Source organism: Mycolicibacterium austroafricanum, from assembly GCF_000612725.1.
GTDB classification, from domain to species: domain Bacteria; phylum Actinomycetota; class Actinomycetes; order Mycobacteriales; family Mycobacteriaceae; genus Mycobacterium; species Mycobacterium austroafricanum.
This window is the reverse complement of the sequence record NZ_HG964452.1, coordinates 415,787-432,066: the sequence shown is the minus strand read 5'-3', so window position 1 is coordinate 432,066 and position 16,280 is coordinate 415,787. Positions and strand designations below refer to the sequence as shown.

Below are 16,280 nucleotides of genomic sequence, written 5' to 3'. Positions count from 1 at the left end.
GTAAACAGATCTGTTTCCCAATTTATTGCCGTCGCTCCCGATCGCCGGGTGCGGGTGCGAAGGAATAAGTCCAGGGGTCTAAGTATGGTGTACTATACTCAGCATGCTGGAGAAACTGCCGGTGCGACTGGCCGAACATCCCACGGTGCGCGCGGTGCGGTCTCGCCCGGCGCAGGCGCCCGGCGTCATCGACGCCGACTGGCTACGCAAGGTCTGCCTGGACGCCGGAGCCGACGACGTCGGGTTCGCCAGTGTCGGTGACCCCGCGTTGAGCTCGGAGCTGGCCCACGTCGAAGCGGCGCTCCCGGGCGCGGTCAGCTACATCTCGCTGGTGGTGAAGATGAACCGCGACAACGTGCGCTCGAGTGCGCGCAGCGTGGCCAATCAGGAGTTCCACCGCAGCGGGGAGGTGATGAACGAGGCCGCGCACCGCATCGCCAGGGTGCTGCAGGACGCCGGGCACCGGGTGGTCAATCCGTCGGCGACGTTCCCGATGGAGATGGATCGCTTTCCTGGCCGTATCTGGGTGGTGGCGCACAAGCCGGTCGCCGTCGCTGCGGGTCTCGGCGCGATGGGCATCCACCGCAACGTGATTCATCCGCGGTTCGGCAACTTCATCCTGCTCGGCACCGTCCTGGTCGCCTCGAAGATCAGCAGTTACGGCACACCACTCGACTATTCGCCGTGCCTGGAGTGCAAGCTGTGCGTCGCGGCGTGCCCGGTGGGGGCCATCAAGAAGAACGGCGACTTCGACTTCGTGGCGTGTTCGGTGCACAACTATCGCGAGTTCATGGGCGGTTTCACCGACTGGGCGCAGACCATCGCCGACAGCGCCGATGCCGCCGAATTCCGGTCCCGCGTCAGCGATTCGGAGAACGCATCGATGTGGCAGAGTCTGTCCTTCAAGGCCAACTACAAGGCGGCGTACTGCCTGGCCGTGTGCCCCGCGGGGGAGGACGTCATCGAGCCGTATCTCGAGGACCGCAAGGGGTTCATGGACCTGGTCCTCAAGCCGCTACAGGACAAGGTGGAAACGCTCTACGTGCTGCCGAACTCCGACGCCGAGGCGCACGCCGTCAGGCGCTATCCGCACAAGCCGGTGAAACGAGTCGACAGCGGTATCCGCGGTGTGTGAACCCTCCGCCGAAATTGCATTCCGGCAGGGCTGCACTCGAACTTCTTCTGCTGGAATGCAATTTCGGCGCACAGCCGGGCTCAGCCCCAGGCGTGCACGGTGTTCTGGGCCGGCTCCAGGCCCTGGGCGACCAACAGTTCGGTGGCATCGGCGGCCTGCTCCAGGATCGTCGGAACCTCTTTGCGCTCGACGCTGTTGAAGTTCTCCAGCACAAAGCTGGCGCCCGACTTGTGGCCGGGGGGCCGGCCGATGCCCACCCGGACCCGCTGAAAGTCGTTGCCGCCCAGAGCTGAAGCCACCGACCGCAGACCGTTGTGGCCGGCCACGCCGCCGCCGGCCTTCAGCCGGATCCGGCCGAAGTCGATGTCGAGTTCGTCGTGGACGATGACGACGTCGGCCGGCGCGACCGAGTAGAACTTGGCCAGCGGGCCCACCTGCCGGCCGGATTCGTTCATGTACACCCGGGGCTTGGCCAGCACCACCGGGCGGCCCGCGAGCCGCCCGGTGGCCACTTCGGCACCGGACTTCTTGTGCACCTTGAACTTTTCGCCCATCCGGTCGGCGAGAATGTCGACGACCATGAACCCGGCGTTGTGCCGGGTGGTGGCGTACTGCGGTCCGGGGTTGCCCAGGCCGACCACGAGTACGGGTTCGGCCATGACGGGATTCGCCTACTCGGACTCGGACTCGGAGGCGGCTTCGGCCTCGCCGGCCTCGGGGGCCTCGGCGGCCTGCTCCGCACGCTCGCCGCCGCCCTCGGACTCCAGGTCCGCGGCGGTCGGGGCCGCCACGATGTTGACGACCAGGGTCTCCGGGTCGGAGATCAGGGTGACGCCGGACGGCAGCTCGATCTGGCCGGCCAGGATCTGGGTGCCCTCCTCGGCGCCTTCGACGGAGACGACGAACTGCTCGGGGATGGACTGGACGTCGGCCTCGATCTCGACGGCGTTCGCGTCCTGCGTGACGAGCGTGCCGGGCGTGGCGTCGCCTTCGATGACGATGTTGACCTCGACGGTCACCTTCTCGCCGCGGCGCACCACCAGCAGGTCGGCGTGCTGGATGTTGCGGCGGATCGGGTGGACCTCGATGGCCTTGGTCAGGGCCAGCTGCTCGGTGCCGTCGATGTCGAGCGTCAGCACGGCGTTGGTGCCAGCATGACGCAGCACGGCGGCGAAGTCGCGCCCGTTGAGCTCGAGATGCTGCGGCTCCGTGCCGTGGCCGTAGAGCACCACGGGCACCTTGCCCTCGCGGCGTGCGCGGCGCGAGGCGCCCTTGCCGGTCGCGGTGCGGACCTGCGCGGGCAGATTGTTGGGGGCGTTCTTGGCCATGATGTGTTGCTCCTGTGCCGGTGGACGGTGTCGGGCACGGCCAGGGTCGCAACCATTCGAATGCGGGTTCCCGTCGATAACGGCGGCTCTGCGTTAGCAGGCCACCCTCGCCGTGACGCGTCCGCAAGGGTAGCGCAACACCCGGTCAGAGCGGAAATTCGGTCCCGGTGAGCTGCTCGGAGAGGGTCCACAGGCCGGCGGCTTTGCCGCGGTCACGGGCCAGCGGGCTGCGCCAGGTGGCGACGGTCGGCCCGAACATCGAGAACCGCGGTCCGATGAAGCTGTCCCCGGGTATATCGGCGGCCACCGCGTACAGGGTTTGACGGGCGCCGAAGTCGGCGTCGGTGGCGATCCGGTTTCCCGCTCGCGCGATCTTCTCGCCCAGGGGGTTGCCGGAGTGTCCCTGCAGGTTGGTCGCCGAGTAGCCCGGGTGCGCGGCCACCGCGCGCACCGGCGAGCCCGCGGCGGCCAGCCGGCGCTGCAGTTCGCCGGTGAACAGCAGGTTGGCCAGTTTCGACTGTCCGTACGCGGGCCACGCGAGGTAGGGCCGGGACTTCCAGTTCAGGTCCTTGAGGTTGACCCGGCCCATCAGGTGCATCATCGATGATACCGTGACCACCCGGTCGCTGATCTTGGGCAGCAGCAGGTTGGTCAGCGCGAAGTGCCCCAGATGGTTGGTGCCGATCTGGCTCTCGAAGCCGTCGACGGTCTGCGCGTACGGCACCGCCATGATGCCGGCGTTGTTGACCAGCACGTCGACGCTGTCGACACCGTCGGCGAAGGCCCGCACCGAGGCCAGGTTCTGCAGATCGAGGCTGCGCACCTCCACGTCACCGGTCATGGTGGCTGCGGCGGTGTTGCCCTTGTCCAGGTTGCGCACCGCCAGGATCGTCCTGGCGCCGACTCGGGCCAGTTCGCGCGCCGTGATCAGGCCGAGTCCGCTGTTGGCGCCGGTCACGATGACGGTGCGTCCGGCGAAGGAGGGCAGGTCCGCGGCGGTCCAGTCGCTCATGGCCACACCCTAGTTGGCCCGCCGAGATTGCATCTGCGTCGGCTCTGAGGGCGAGCGCGTGGCATGCAATGTCGGCGGGGCGGTCTCAGCGGGGGAGTGCGACGGTGAGGCCGCGGATGACCGACTCGACGTCCGGGCCGTCCTCGGCGGCCTTGTCGGCGAAGCCGGTGACGGTGAACTGCACCAGGTAGCGCTGCCGGTCCGGCGGGGCGCCGGTGGCGATGACGATGCGGTTGTAGCTGTGCATCCGGGTGCCGTTGAGGTCGTAGCTGCCCTCGATCATCGACGACGGAAAACCGTTGAAGTCCGCTGTCGAGGCGTTGAGTTCGCGGAAGTTCTCCGACGCCTGGGCATCGACGTTGGCGTGGGTCAGCGCCTCGGCGACGTCGAAGTCGCCGTCGAGCTCGAACACCATCAGCATCGCGGTGGGGTAGGTGTCGCCCTTGGCGATCACCCGGGTGCCCGGCGCCAGGTTGGAGTTCTGGTAGGGATGCCACCCCGGCGGGGTCTGCATCGACACGGTCAGGTCGGTCAGTTTGTCGGGCGCGACGGGCTGCCCGGTGACTCCCGACTGCTCGAGGAACGTGGCGATCGACATCGGGGGCGCATCCGGGTCGGTGCTGGTCGGCGCCGCCGACGTCGTGCTCGCGGTGGACCAGACCGACTGGTAGTCAGGGGTTTCGGCGGCGCAGCCGGACAAGGCCGGGACCGCCAGTATCGCCGCGGCGGCCAGAGCCGGCCGGAGGCGAACCGTCACAGAATCTCACGGACGTTGTCGAGAGGACGCGCCAACCGGGTGCCCTTGTCGGTGACGACGAACGGGCGCTCGATCAGGATCGGATGCTCGGCCATCGCGTCGAGCAGTTCGTCGTCGGACGCCGAGGCCAGATCGAGCTCGGTGTACAGGGATTCCCGCTTGCGCACGGCGGTGCGCACGTCGATCCCGGCGTCGGCGATCATCGCCGCCAGTTCCGCGCGCGTGGGCGGCGTCTTCAGGTACAGCACGATCTCGGGCTCGATCCCGTTGTCACGCAACAGATCAAGCGTCTTACGAGAGGTCGAGCACTTAGGGTTGTGGTAGATCCGCCCAGCCACTTACGCCGACCCGTCGAAAAGGCTTGTCACCGAACCGTTGTCGAACACCGCGCGGATCGTGTTCGCGAGCAGCGGCGCGATCGACAGCACGGTCAGCTGCGGGAACATCTTGTCCTCGCCGATCGGCAGCGTGTTGGTGACGATGACCTCGCGTGCCCCGCTTTCGGCCAGCCGCTCGCGGGCGGGATCCGACAGCACGCCGTGGGTGGCGGCGATGACGACGTCGGCCGCGCCGTCCTGCTTGAGCAGCCTGACCGCGCCGGCGATGGTGCCGCCGGTGTCGATCATGTCGTCGGTCAGGATGCAGGTCCTGCCCTTGACGTCGCCGACGACGCGGTTGGACTTGACCTGGTTGGGCACCAGCGGGTCACGCGTCTTGTGGATGAAGGCCAGCGGGACACCGCCGAGCGCGTCGGCCCATTTCTCGGCGACACGCACCCGGCCGGAGTCGGGGGACACGACGACCATGTCGTGGTCGGCGTAGTTCTCGGCGATGTAGCCGGTGAGAAGTTTCTGTGCCCGCATGTGGTCGACGGGGCCGTCGAAGAAGCCCTGGATCTGGTCGGTGTGCAGGTCGACGGTGACGATCCGGTCGGCGCCCGCGGTCTTGTAGAGGTCGGCGACCAGGCGGGCGGAGATCGGCTCACGGCCGCGGTGCTTCTTGTCCTGCCGGGCGTACGGGTAGAACGGCAGGATCGCGGTGATGCGCTTGGCGCTGCCACGCTTGAGCGCGTCGATCATGATCAGCTGTTCCATCAGCCACGTGTTCAGCGGGGCCGGGTGGCTCTGCAGCACGAATGCGTCGCAGCCGCGCACGGATTCGTCGAACCGGACGAAGATCTCGCCGTTGGCGAAGTCCCGTGCGGTCTGCGCGGTCACCGGAACATCGAGTTCCTTGGCGACCTGCTCGGCGAGTTCGGGGTGCGCCCGGCCCGAGAAGAGCATCAGGTTCTTGCGGTTGTCGGTCCAGTCGTGGCTCACGGGGCTGCCCTCGGCGTCGGCGATCGATACGGGGCCATCGTACGTAGCGCTTACGCGCGCACGCTGGCGGGTTACCAGAATGCCAATAAACGGCGACGAAAAGCTACTCGCCGGTAGCTTCGGGGCCCTGATCTTCGGCTGCTGCCCCGGCCCCTGCCCCTGCCGCCGCTGCTGCCTCTGCCGCCGCGCTGCCGGGGCGCTTGCGCGTCACCCACCCCTCGATGTTGCGTTGCGGTCCCGCCGACACGGCCAGCGCGCCGGGTGGGACATCCTCACGCACGACCGTGCCCGCCCCGGTATACGCCCCGTCGCCGACGGTCACCGGCGCCACGAACATGGTGTCCGACCCGGTGCGCACGTGCGAGCCGATCGTGGTGCGGCTCTTGGTTTCTCCGTCGTAGTTGACGAACACGCTGGACGCGCCGATGTTGCTGTGCTCGCCGATGTCGGCGTCGCCGACGTAGGTCAGGTGCGGCACCTTGGTGCCGGTCCCGATCGTCGCGTTCTTGGTCTCGACGAACGCGCCCAGCTTGCCCGCGGCACCGAGTTCGGTGCCGGGCCGCAGGTAGGTGAACGGGCCGACGACGGAGTCGTCGCCGATGACGGCCGACGTGCCGTGCGTGCGGATCACCGCAGCGCCGTCGCCGACGGTGACGTCGGCCAGCGTGGTGTCCGGGCCGATCTCGGCGCGGCCGCCGATCGTCGTCGCGCCGAGCAGCTGGGTGCCGGGCCGCACCACGGTGTCGCGGCCGATCGTCACGTCGACGTCGATCCAGGTCGACGCCGGGTCGATGATCGTGACGCCGGCGCGCTGGTGGCCTTCGACGATGCGCCGGTTGAGCACCGCGGCCAGGTCGGCGAGTTGCACGCGGTCGTTGACGCCGGCGACCAGCGCCGCGTCGTCGATGTGCCGGGCGCGTACGACACCGCCGTCGGAACGCGCGATCGCGATGACGTCGGTCAGGTACAGCTCGCCCTGCGCGTTGTCGGCCTGCAGACGGCTCAGCGCGGAACGAAGGGCGCCGGCGTCGAAGGCGTACACCGCGGCGTTGACCTCGGTGATGGCTCGCTGGGACGGGGTGGCGTCGGCCTGCTCGACGATGCCGATGACGCCGCCGTCCTGAGTGCGCAGGATCCGTCCGTATCCGGTCGGGTCGGCCAGCGTGGTGGTGAGCAGGGTGGCCGCCGCGGATTCCGCGTCGTGCGCGGCGATCAGGTCGCTCAGCGTGTGCGTGTCCAGCAGCGGCACGTCGCCTGCGGTCACCACGACGGTGCCGGTGAAGTCCGCGGGCAGAGCGGTCAGTCCGCATTCGACGGCGTGCCCGGTGCCGCGCTGCTGATCCTGGATGGCGATGTCGACGTCGCGGCCGAGCGTCTGCCCGATCTCCAGCGCCGCCGGTGCCACCCGTTCGCGGTCCTTGCCGACCACCACCACCAGGTGGCGCGCCTCCAGCCCGGCCACCGCGTGCAACGCGTGCGACAGCATGCTGCGGCCGGCCAGCGTGTGCAGCACCTTGGGGGTGTCGGACTTCATCCGGGTGCCCGCACCCGCCGCCAGGATCACGACCGCGGCGTCACGCATAAAAGTCCTTCCGGATCGCGTGAGCTGGGTTGTCGCCCGCAGGCGAGCGCACCGGTCCGCTCAACGAGCGTTCGTGGTTGCCGACTCACTCGGCAAGCCTCGTTCGTTGGTCTGCTCACTCGGCAAGCCTCGTTAGCTGCTCCGTCGCCAGGACTCGAACCTGAACTATCTGAACCAAAATCAGAGGTGCTGCCGATTACACCACGACGGACCGGTCACGAGTTACGCGTGCGACTCTAACCCACCGCGCCGCCGACTCACCGCTTCGCGAGCTCCCCGGGATCGTGGGCGCCGAACGGTTTGGCGGCCAGCACCGTCACCTGCTGGATGCTGCCGTTCGGCAACCGGAAGCTGCACTGCTCACCGGGGACGGCGCCCAGAAGCGCGCTGCCGAGCGGAGAGGCCACGGTGTACACCTCCAACTCCGGGTCGGCGGTGCCGCGGGTGCCGAGCAGGAACGTCTCGGTGTCGCCGGTGTCGTCGAAGCGCACGGTGAGCACCATGCCCGGCTCGGCGATCCCGTCGTCTGCCGGGCTGGTCGAATGATCGGCCCTGCTGAGCAATTCGTGGATCTGCCGGATGCGTTCCTTGCGCGCCAACCAGGCGTCCACGACCTGATCGGTGCGTTCGGTCTCGTCGGTGCCTGCAGGGTTCGGCACGGCCATCAGGTCGGCCAATTCCTTTTCCAGATCTTCGCGCGCCTGCGGCGTCATCCAGACGTAGTCAGCGGTGTACACGTGTGCGTTCCTTCCAATAGGGATGATCGTCGTCAGGGGCGGGATGGACCTACACCGCCCCTGACGACCGGAGAACCCTCGTCAGAGGGGAAGCGTGAGTACCTCGGTGGGCGTCGCCCGGCCGCGTCCGCGCAGCGGGTCGAACGGTCGCACCGCCTCGGGTTGCTTGCCGGTGACGATCTGCTCGGCGAGCAGTCGACCGGTGGCCGGACCGTGCGCCAGCCCCCACATGCCGTGTCCCCCGGCGACGTACATCGCGGAGGCCAGCTGGCCGATCAGCGGCTTCCCGTCGTCGGTGACCGGTCGCGGACCGACCCACGCATCGGTGCGCTCGGTCCAGCGCACCCCGTCGAGCAGTGGGGTGGCCGACGCGATGATGGCGTCGATCCGGCGCTGCGCCAGAGGCTCGGAGGGCCTGCGGAACTCCATGGTGCCTGCGACCCGAAGGCCGCCCCGGTACGGCGTGCAGGCGACGCGTGCCTCGGGCAGGTAGACCGGGCCCGGCAGGGCACGGTCGACCGGCACGGTGAACGAGTAGCCGCGTCCGGCCTGCAACCCGACGCGGATCCGTCGCCCGGTCAACGCGGGCAGCCACGCGCCCGTGGCCAGCACCACCGCGTCCCCACGCAGCAGTTCACCGTCGCGCAGCTCGAGCAGGGCCCCGTCGCGGGAACCGGACACCCGGCACACCTCGCCGCTGAGCATCGTCGCGCCGCGCTCGGCGACCGCGAACCCGAGCGCGTGGGTGAACCGTCCGGGATCGACGAAGCGCTGGCCCGACACGTTGACCACGGCCGCGACGTTCGACGACGCCAGCGGTACCTGCTCGTGAAGCGCCGCGCCGGTCAGCGTCTCGACGTGGAGCTGCTGACCCGTCGAGCGCAGGTGGTTCAACTCGGTCAGGAACAGGTCGGCGTGGCCGGCGTCGCGGAACGCGACCGCCAGCGACGTGTCGGTCACCGGGGCGTCGACGCCGTTGCTCACCAGGACGTCGAACGTCTCGATGGCTTCGTCGTTGAGGATCGCGTTGGCCCGGACCGCCCGCTCCCAGGCGCTGGGGCGGCAGTTGGCGGCGAATCGCAGCAGAAACCGCGCCAGCGCGGTGTCCGCCCGAACCGGGATGTGCAGTGGTGCGGCCGGATCCGCCAACGCGCGCAACCCCTCGCGCAGCACCGATGGCGAGTTCAACGGGGCGGTCAACGCCGGCGACACCCAGCCGGCATTACCCCACGACGCCCCCGCCGCAACTCCGCTGCGATCGACGACGGTCACGTCCACGCCCCGTTCCTGCAGGAACCACGCCGTGGACAGGCCGACGATGCCTGCGCCCACGACGATCACAGATCGGGGACCGCCGTCCATCCCTGACCCGCCCGACATCGCATGACCTCCTCGTTTTCGGTGCCGACAACTTCATCGTCCGGTGCCCGGAGACAGAGGGTGTTGTTCTTAGCCGACAAACGCGCCGGTGAGAAATGTCGCGTACCGACAAAGGGTCAGTCGAGGACCGCGAGCTCGATCATCATCGCGAACCGTTTGTCGGCGTCGTCCAGACGCAGATCGGTCAGCTCGGCCATCCGCCGTATCCGGTACCGGACGGTGTTCTCGTGCACGCCGAGCCTCGTGGCGGTCCGTCCGGGATCCCCACGTTCCTGCAGCCACGCCCGCAGCGTCGGCACGTACGCCGTGCCGTGGGTGCTGTCGTGCGCCCGCAGCTCGGCGACGGCGCCCCGGGGCGGGGTGCGGCCCGAGCGGGCCGCGGCCCGCAGCCGGCGCAGCAGCAGGTCATCCCAGGACTCGTCGTAGGCCGGCGGCGCGTCGGCCCCGGTGCCTTCCTGCAGCGCCAGGCATTCGTCGGCTTCGGTGCGCGCGACGGCGAGTTCGGTCGCCGCGGCCGGGGCGCTGATGCCGGCCTGCACCGTCAGCTGTTCGGGCAGCGCCGCGACGAGCGCGCTCACCCAGTCCCGCGCGACGGCGGCCGCCTCGGCGGCCAGCACGGTGTAGACCGTGGTGTCGGCCAGTGCGCTGCGCGACGGACGTGACCACCCGAAGCCCGCGGTCGCGCGCTCGAACATCTGCAGCAGCGCCGCATGCCTGCCGCCCTCGTCGCTGGCCCGCAACGCGATCACACGCAGCGTTGCGGGAGGAAGGCCCAGCCGGCTGGCCACGGTTGCGGCGTCGGCGGGGCTCTCCAGCAGCCGGATCACCAACTCGGATTCGACCTGACGCTCCAGGTCGGCGCTGGCCCGCGAGCGCAGCAGGTGCAGCGCCACGGTGTGCGCCCCGTCGGCCAGGGCCCGCCTCCGGTCGCCGACGAGCGGGCTCGCGCAGGCCACCCACACCGAGCCGAGGAGTTCCCGGCCGGCGCGGGCGGCCACGACCATGCGGCCGGTGCGGCCTGCAGCGTCGTCGAGCATGCCGTCCGGCGCGTCGCCCGGCACAAAGACGGGATCGTCGGACACCGCGAGGTGCGCGAACACACCGTGCGCCTCGTACACCGCCCGCAGTTCCGGCGGCGCCTGGCGCGCGAGGATCGTCGCGATCCGCCCAGGGTCGGCGTCCTGCTGTCCGCGGGAGAACGCCAGCACCTGTGACGACCGGTCCTCGATGACCACCGCGCCGCCGACGGCGCCGGCCAGGCTGTCGGCGAGCGCGAAAAGGTCGGTCGGGCCGCGACCGGACTCGGTTTCCCGGCCCTCCATGACGAGGCCGTACACGATGGCGGCGAAGTCGCTCCACGGCATCGCCGAATCGATGACGACGACCGCGACACCGGCGCCGTCCAGTTCAGGGTCTGCGTGTTCGCCGCGGGTGAGCACGACGACGGCGCGTGCCGCGCGGGCCCACCGCAGAGCTTCGGCCGGGGAGGCGGCGCCCACGGCGAGCAGAACATCGCCCGAGACGGTGCGGCCGTCGACGACCTCCGGGAGCACCACGCTGCGCAGTTCGGTCTGTCGGTCCGCCGAACCGCTGTGCCAGCGTGCGCCGTATCCGCCGAGGACGTTGATCAGCCGGTCCAGCGTGATCACGGAGCTCAACGCTACGCCGGGGTTCGCCGTTTACCCTGAGACGCGTGGCAGTGTCCGATAAGCGCGGCGGTCCCGATACCCACGTGCGCGCGCCGCGGGCACGGATGACGGGCACGGAGCGTCGCCAACAGCTGGTGGAGATCGCCAAGTCGCTGTTCGCCGAGCGGGGTTTCGACGGCACGTCGATCGAGGAGATCGCGCTGCGCGCGAACGTGTCCAAGCCGGTGGTCTACGAACACTTCGGCGGCAAGGAAGGTCTCTACGCGGTCGTCGTCGACCGGGAGATGTCGGCGCTGCTCGACGGCATCACGTCCTCGCTGGCCGACAACCGGTCCCGGGTGCGGGTGGAACGGGTCGCGTTGGCGCTGCTGACCTACGTCGAGGAGCACACCGACGGCTTCCGCATCCTGATCCGCGACTCACCGGCCAGCATCACGTCGGGGACGTACTCGACATTGCTCAATGACGCCGTCAGCCAGGTCGCGTCGATCCTCGCCGGCGACTTCTCCCGCCGCGGCCTTGACCCCGACCTCGCGCCGCTGTACGCCCAGGCGCTGGTCGGATCCGTGTCGATGGCGGCGCAGTGGTGGCTCGACGTGCGCGAACCCAAGAAAGAGGTCGTCGCCGCCCACCTGGTCAACCTGTGCTGGAACGGGCTGACCCATCTGGAGTCCGACCCGGTGCTGCACGAGGAGTGACGGCCCGGGCCGCCGCGGTGCCCGTCGACCGCCGTCGGTGACGAGTGCCTACGATGGACGCATCATGACCGTATCGGGGACCCTCCATGTCCACACCCCGATCGCGGGCCTCGTCGATCTGGCGCTGCGTGATCCCGCCCTGCAGGAGATCGCTCGTCGTGCCGGCGACCGGCCCGCCGATCTCAACCTCGTCGGCCCGGCCAGCGCACGCGTGTTCGTGGCGTCCGCGCTCGCCCAGCCGGGGCTGCTGCTGGTCGTCACCGCCACCGGCCGCGAGGCCGACGACCTGACCGCCGAGTTGCGCGGCGTCTTCGGCGACGCGGTGGCGTTGTTCCCGTCGTGGGAGACGTTGCCGCACGAGCGGCTCTCACCCGGCGTCGACACCGTCGGTGCCCGCATGATGCTGCTGCGCCGCCTCACCCACCCCGACGACGCGCGGCTCGGCCCGCCGCTGCGGATCGTGGTGACCACTGCGCGGTCGCTGCTGCAGCCGATGGCCCCCGATCTGGCCGAGGTGGATCCGGTCACGCTCACCGTCGGCGGCGAGGCGGACTTCGATGCCGTGGTCGCGCGGCTCGTGGATCTGGCCTACAGCCGCGTCGACATGGTCGGCAAACGCGGTGAATTCGCGGTCCGCGGAGGCATTCTCGACGTCTTCCCGCCCACGGCCGAGCATCCCGTACGTGTCGAGTTCTGGGGTGACGAGGTCTCCGAGATGCGGATGTTCTCGGTGGCCGACCAGCGTTCGATCCCCGAGATCGAGATCGACACGCTGATCGCGGTGCCGTGCCGTGAACTGCTGCTGACCGCCGAGGTCCGCGACCGTGCCGCCGCACTGGCAAGCGAACACCCGGTCCTGGAGAACAGCGTGACCGGCAGCGTGCCCGACATGCTGGCCAAGCTGGCCGAGGGCATCCCGGTCGACGGCATGGAGGCGCTGCTTCCGCTGTTGCGTCCCAGCGACTTCGCCACGCTGCCCGACCACCTACCCGAAGGCACCCCGCTGCTGGTGTGCGATCCGGAGAAGGTCCGCACCCGCGCCGCCGATCTGATCAAGACCGGCCGCGAGTTCCTGGAGGCGTCGTGGTCGACCGCGGCGGTCGGCGGGGACGTGCCCATCGACATCGAGGCGCTCGGCGTGTCGGGCTACGTCGGTTACGGCGACGCGCGCGACGCGGCCCGCGCCGGCGGGCATCCGTGGTGGACGTTGAGCCAGCTCGACAGCGGTGCCGGCGAGTCCACGGCGCTCGACATCCGGCCCGCACCGTCGGCGCGCGGCCAGCAGCACAATCTCGATGAGATCTTCGCGATGCTGCGCGCCCACGTCGCAACCGGCGGGTTCGGGGTCGTCGTCACCCCCGGGTCCGGCACCGCGATGCGGGTCGTCGAACAACTCTCCGAATCCGACATCCCCGCAACGGTTCTGGAGCCGGGCGCGGTGCCGGGTGAAGGTGTCGTCGGGGTCATCAAGGGGCCGCTGCACGACGGTGTGGTGATCCCGGGCGCCAACCTCGTGGTGATCACCGAGACCGACCTGACCGGTAACCGGGCCGCGGCCACCGAGGGCAAGAAGCTGGCGGCCAAGCGCCGCAACGTCGTTGACCCGCTGGCGCTGACCGCGGGCGACCTGGTGGTGCACGACCAGCACGGCATCGGCCGCTTCGTGGAGATGACCGAGCGGGTGATCGGCGGGGCGCGACGCGAGTACCTGGTGCTGGAGTACGCGTCGGCCAAGCGCGGCGGTGGGTCCGATCGGCTGTACGTGCCGATGGATTCACTGGACCAGCTGTCCCGCTACGTCGGTGGCGAGGCGCCGACGCTGAGCCGCCTCGGCGGCAGCGACTGGGCCAACACGAAAACCAAGGCGCGCAAAGCGGTTCGCGAGATCGCCGCCGAGCTCGTCGCGCTGTACGCCAAACGTCAGGCGTCGGCCGGGCACGCGTTCGCCCCGGACACCCCGTGGCAGCGCGAGATGGAAGACGCGTTCGGCTTCACCGAGACCGTCGACCAGATGACCGCCATCACCGAGGTGAAATCCGACATGGAGAAGCCGGTCCCGATGGACCGGGTGATCTGCGGTGACGTCGGCTACGGCAAGACCGAGATCGCGGTGCGCGCGGCGTTCAAGGCGGTGCAGGACGGCAAGCAGGTCGCGGTGCTGGTGCCGACCACGCTGCTGGCCGATCAGCATCTGCAGACGTTCACCAACCGGATGACCGGTTTCCCGGTCACGGTCAAGGGGCTCTCGCGGTTCACCGACCCGGCCGAGTCCCGCGCCACGATCGAGGGCATGAAGGACGGGTCCGTCGACATCGTGATCGGCACCCACCGGCTGCTGCAGACGGGTGTGACGTGGAAGGACCTCGGCCTGGTCATCGTCGACGAGGAGCAGCGGTTCGGCGTCGAGCACAAGGAGCACATCAAGTCGATGCGCACCCACGTCGACGTGCTGACCATGAGCGCCACCCCGATCCCGCGCACCCTGGAGATGAGCCTTGCCGGTATCCGGGAGATGTCGACGATCCTGACCCCGCCCGAGGAGCGTTACCCGGTGCTGACCTACGTCGGCCCGCACGACGACAAACAGGTCGCCGCGGCGCTGCGCCGCGAGATGCTGCGCGACGGGCAGGCGTTCTACATCCACAACCGGGTGCGCACGATCGACTCGGCCGCCGCCAAGGTGCGCCAGCTGGTACCCGAGGCCCGGGTGGTGGTCGCGCACGGGCAGATGCCCGAGGAGCAGCTGGAGAAGACCGTCGAAGGGTTCTGGAACCGCGAGTACGACATTCTGGTCTGCACGACGATTGTCGAGACGGGCCTGGACATCTCGAACGCGAACACGCTGATCGTCGAGCGCGCCGACACGTTCGGGCTGTCGCAGCTGCATCAGCTGCGCGGCCGGGTCGGGCGGTCGCGCGAGCGCGGCTACGCGTACTTCCTGTACCCGCCGGAGGTTCCGCTGACCGAGACGGCCTACGACCGGCTCGCCACGATCGCCCAGAACAACGAGTTGGGCGCGGGCATGGCGGTGGCGATGAAGGACCTCGAGATCCGCGGCGCGGGAAACGTGTTGGGGGCCGAGCAGTCCGGGCACGTCGCCGGTGTGGGCTTCGACCTGTACGTGCGTCTGGTGGGCGAGGCCGTAGAAGCATATCGAGCCGCCGCGGACGGGAAAACCGTTGCGGCGCCGGAGGAACCGAAGGACGTCAGGATCGACCTGCCGGTCGATGCGCACCTGCCGCCGGACTACATCGGCAGCGACAGGCTGCGGTTGGAGGCCTACCGCCGGTTGGCGGCCGCACCCGACGACGCCGCCGTCGACGCGGTGATCGAGGAACTCGTCGACCGGTACGGTCCGCTTCCCGAGCCGGCGCAGCGACTGGTCGCGGTCGCGCGGCTGCGGCTGCTGGCGCGCGCGCACGGCGTCACCGAGATCGGCGCCCCGTCGGCGACGACGCTGCGCATCTCGCCGATGACGCTTCCGGATTCGGCACAGCTGCGGCTCAAGCGGCTCTATTCCGGTGCGAACTACCGCGCCACCACCTCCACCGTGCAGGTTCCGGTCCCGCGCGCGGGCAGCGGGGTGGGGTCGCCGCGGATCCGCGATCTGGAGCTGGTGGCCTTCGTGGCGGGATTGCTGCTGGCCATCGACGGGAAGCCGGGCGAGGAAGTTGATATAACCAAGTTCGGAGGTGGCGCATGACGGTCGTCCTGGTGGACCCGCGGCGTCCGTCGCTGATTCCCATCGAGGCGATCGAACTGCTCACCGGCGACGTGCAGTACACCGAGGAGATGCCGATCAAGGTGCCGTGGTCGCTACCGTCGGCGCGGCCGTGCCTGGCCGGCTCGGACGACGAGCCTGCCGCGGTCCTGCTGTCCTCGGATCCCGGGCATCCGTCCGTCGCCGCGCGCATCGCGGCGGGGGAGCGGGTGATCTGCGCGCCGGCACCGCAGCCCGGCGAGCGCCTGGTCGACGCGGTGGCGATGATGGACAAGTTGCGCACGGCGGGGCCCTGGGAGAGCCAGCAGACGCACGACTCGCTGCGGCGCTACCTGCTGGAGGAGACCTACGAGCTGTTCGACGCGGTGCACGGTGGCGACCTGACCGAACTGCGCGACGAACTCGGCGACGTGCTGCTGCAGGTGCTGTTCCATGCCCGCATCGCCGAGGAGGCTCCGCACAATTCGTTCGACGTCGACGACGTCGCCGACGCGCTGGTGCGCAAGCTCGGCAACCGGGTGCCGGCAGTCCTTGCCGGGGAGTCGATATCGCTGGAGGACCAGCTGGCTCAGTGGGAGCAGCGCAAGGCGCTGGAGCGCTCGACCCGCGAGTCGATCATGGACGACATCCCGACCGCTCAGCCCGCGCTGGCGCTGGCGCAGAAGGTGCTGGCCCGCGCCGAGACGGGCGGGGTGCCGCACGATCTGATCCCGGCGGCGATCACTTCGGTGGCGGTGTCCGCTGACATCGACGCCGAAAATGCTTTGCGCTCAGCGGTTCTGGAGTTCATGGCTGACGTGCGTGACGCCGAGCGGGCGGCGACGGCGGCGCGGCGGGGAGCCGACGTTGCCGAGGAACTCGACGACGCCCCGCACGGCGTGATCTCCGCCGACGAGTGGCGCGCCCACTGGCCGGGTGCGGACGAGCCCGTGGCTGAGGAACCCGACGCGGCCGAGGGGTGA

The 16,280-nt window shown here is 69.6% G+C and carries 14 protein-coding genes and 1 tRNA gene; 4 read left to right on the top strand and 11 right to left on the bottom strand.

The window, feature by feature from the left end; genetic code table 11:
* The first annotated feature begins 103 nt into the window (after positions 1 to 103).
* Positions 104 to 1,135 (top strand): 4Fe-4S binding protein, encoded by a 1,032-nt coding sequence (locus BN976_RS12515; RefSeq protein WP_036371037.1) that lies wholly within the window; start codon positions 104 to 106, stop codon positions 1,133 to 1,135.
* An 80-nt stretch (positions 1,136 to 1,215) separates the two neighbouring features.
* On the opposite strand, the gene pth is transcribed toward BN976_RS12515, so the two are convergent.
* The 11 genes from pth to BN976_RS12460 form a co-directional block, all read right to left on the bottom strand.
* Positions 1,216 to 1,794, bottom strand: a complete 579-nt coding sequence (gene pth, locus BN976_RS12510; protein ID WP_011781935.1) for an aminoacyl-tRNA hydrolase — start codon at positions 1,792 to 1,794, stop codon at positions 1,216 to 1,218.
* A 12-nt stretch (positions 1,795 to 1,806) separates the two neighbouring features.
* A complete protein-coding gene (locus tag BN976_RS12505; RefSeq protein ID WP_036371034.1) occupies positions 1,807 to 2,463 on the bottom strand; it encodes a 50S ribosomal protein L25/general stress protein Ctc in 657 nt (218 codons plus the stop codon).
* Positions 2,464 to 2,608: 145 nt separating this feature from the next.
* Positions 2,609 to 3,475 (bottom strand): oxidoreductase, encoded by an 867-nt coding sequence (locus tag BN976_RS12500; protein WP_011781933.1) that lies wholly within the window; start codon positions 3,473 to 3,475, stop codon positions 2,609 to 2,611.
* Between the two features lie 85 nt (positions 3,476 to 3,560).
* Positions 3,561 to 4,232, bottom strand: a complete 672-nt coding sequence (locus BN976_RS12495) for an LpqN/LpqT family lipoprotein (RefSeq protein WP_011781932.1) — start codon at positions 4,230 to 4,232, stop codon at positions 3,561 to 3,563.
* Entirely contained in the window at positions 4,229 to 4,570 is a 342-nt protein-coding gene (gene arsC, locus BN976_RS12490) for an arsenate reductase (glutaredoxin) (RefSeq protein ID WP_011781931.1), read from the bottom strand. The genes BN976_RS12495 and arsC overlap by 4 nt, the downstream gene beginning before the upstream one ends.
* Positions 4,571 to 5,551, bottom strand: a complete 981-nt coding sequence (locus tag BN976_RS12485; protein ID WP_011781930.1) for a ribose-phosphate diphosphokinase — start codon at positions 5,549 to 5,551, stop codon at positions 4,571 to 4,573.
* 103 nt (positions 5,552 to 5,654) lie between these two features.
* Positions 5,655 to 7,133, bottom strand: a complete 1,479-nt coding sequence (glmU, locus tag BN976_RS12480) for a bifunctional UDP-N-acetylglucosamine diphosphorylase/glucosamine-1-phosphate N-acetyltransferase GlmU (protein ID WP_011781929.1) — start codon at positions 7,131 to 7,133, stop codon at positions 5,655 to 5,657.
* Positions 7,134 to 7,272: 139 nt separating this feature from the next.
* Positions 7,273 to 7,344 (bottom strand) — tRNA-Gln (locus BN976_RS12475).
* A 46-nt stretch (positions 7,345 to 7,390) separates the two neighbouring features.
* The gene (locus tag BN976_RS12470) at positions 7,391 to 7,870 is read right to left on the bottom strand and encodes a GreA/GreB family elongation factor (protein WP_109489598.1); all 480 of its coding nucleotides are present in this window, start codon (positions 7,868 to 7,870) and stop codon (positions 7,391 to 7,393) included.
* 81 nt (positions 7,871 to 7,951) lie between these two features.
* Positions 7,952 to 9,250 carry an NAD(P)/FAD-dependent oxidoreductase gene (locus BN976_RS12465; RefSeq protein ID WP_036371032.1) on the bottom strand — a complete coding sequence of 433 codons (1,299 nt, stop codon included), beginning with the start codon at positions 9,248 to 9,250 and terminating at the stop codon, positions 7,952 to 7,954.
* Positions 9,251 to 9,366: 116 nt separating this feature from the next.
* The gene (locus BN976_RS12460; RefSeq protein ID WP_036371028.1) at positions 9,367 to 10,899 is read right to left on the bottom strand and encodes a PucR family transcriptional regulator; all 1,533 of its coding nucleotides are present in this window, start codon (positions 10,897 to 10,899) and stop codon (positions 9,367 to 9,369) included.
* A gap of 104 nt (positions 10,900 to 11,003) precedes the next feature.
* On the opposite strand from BN976_RS12460, the gene BN976_RS12455 reads away from it, so the two are divergent.
* From BN976_RS12455 to BN976_RS12445, 3 genes are all read left to right on the top strand, one after another.
* Positions 11,004 to 11,597, top strand: coding sequence for a TetR/AcrR family transcriptional regulator (locus BN976_RS12455; protein WP_036371025.1), 594 nt, complete (start codon positions 11,004 to 11,006; stop codon positions 11,595 to 11,597).
* 64 nt (positions 11,598 to 11,661) lie between these two features.
* Positions 11,662 to 15,300, top strand: coding sequence for a transcription-repair coupling factor (gene mfd, locus BN976_RS12450; RefSeq protein WP_036371417.1), 3,639 nt, complete (start codon positions 11,662 to 11,664; stop codon positions 15,298 to 15,300).
* Positions 15,297 to 16,280, top strand: coding sequence for a nucleoside triphosphate pyrophosphohydrolase (locus tag BN976_RS12445; RefSeq protein WP_011781923.1), 984 nt, complete (start codon positions 15,297 to 15,299; stop codon positions 16,278 to 16,280). Before mfd ends, BN976_RS12445 begins: the two co-directional genes overlap by 4 nt.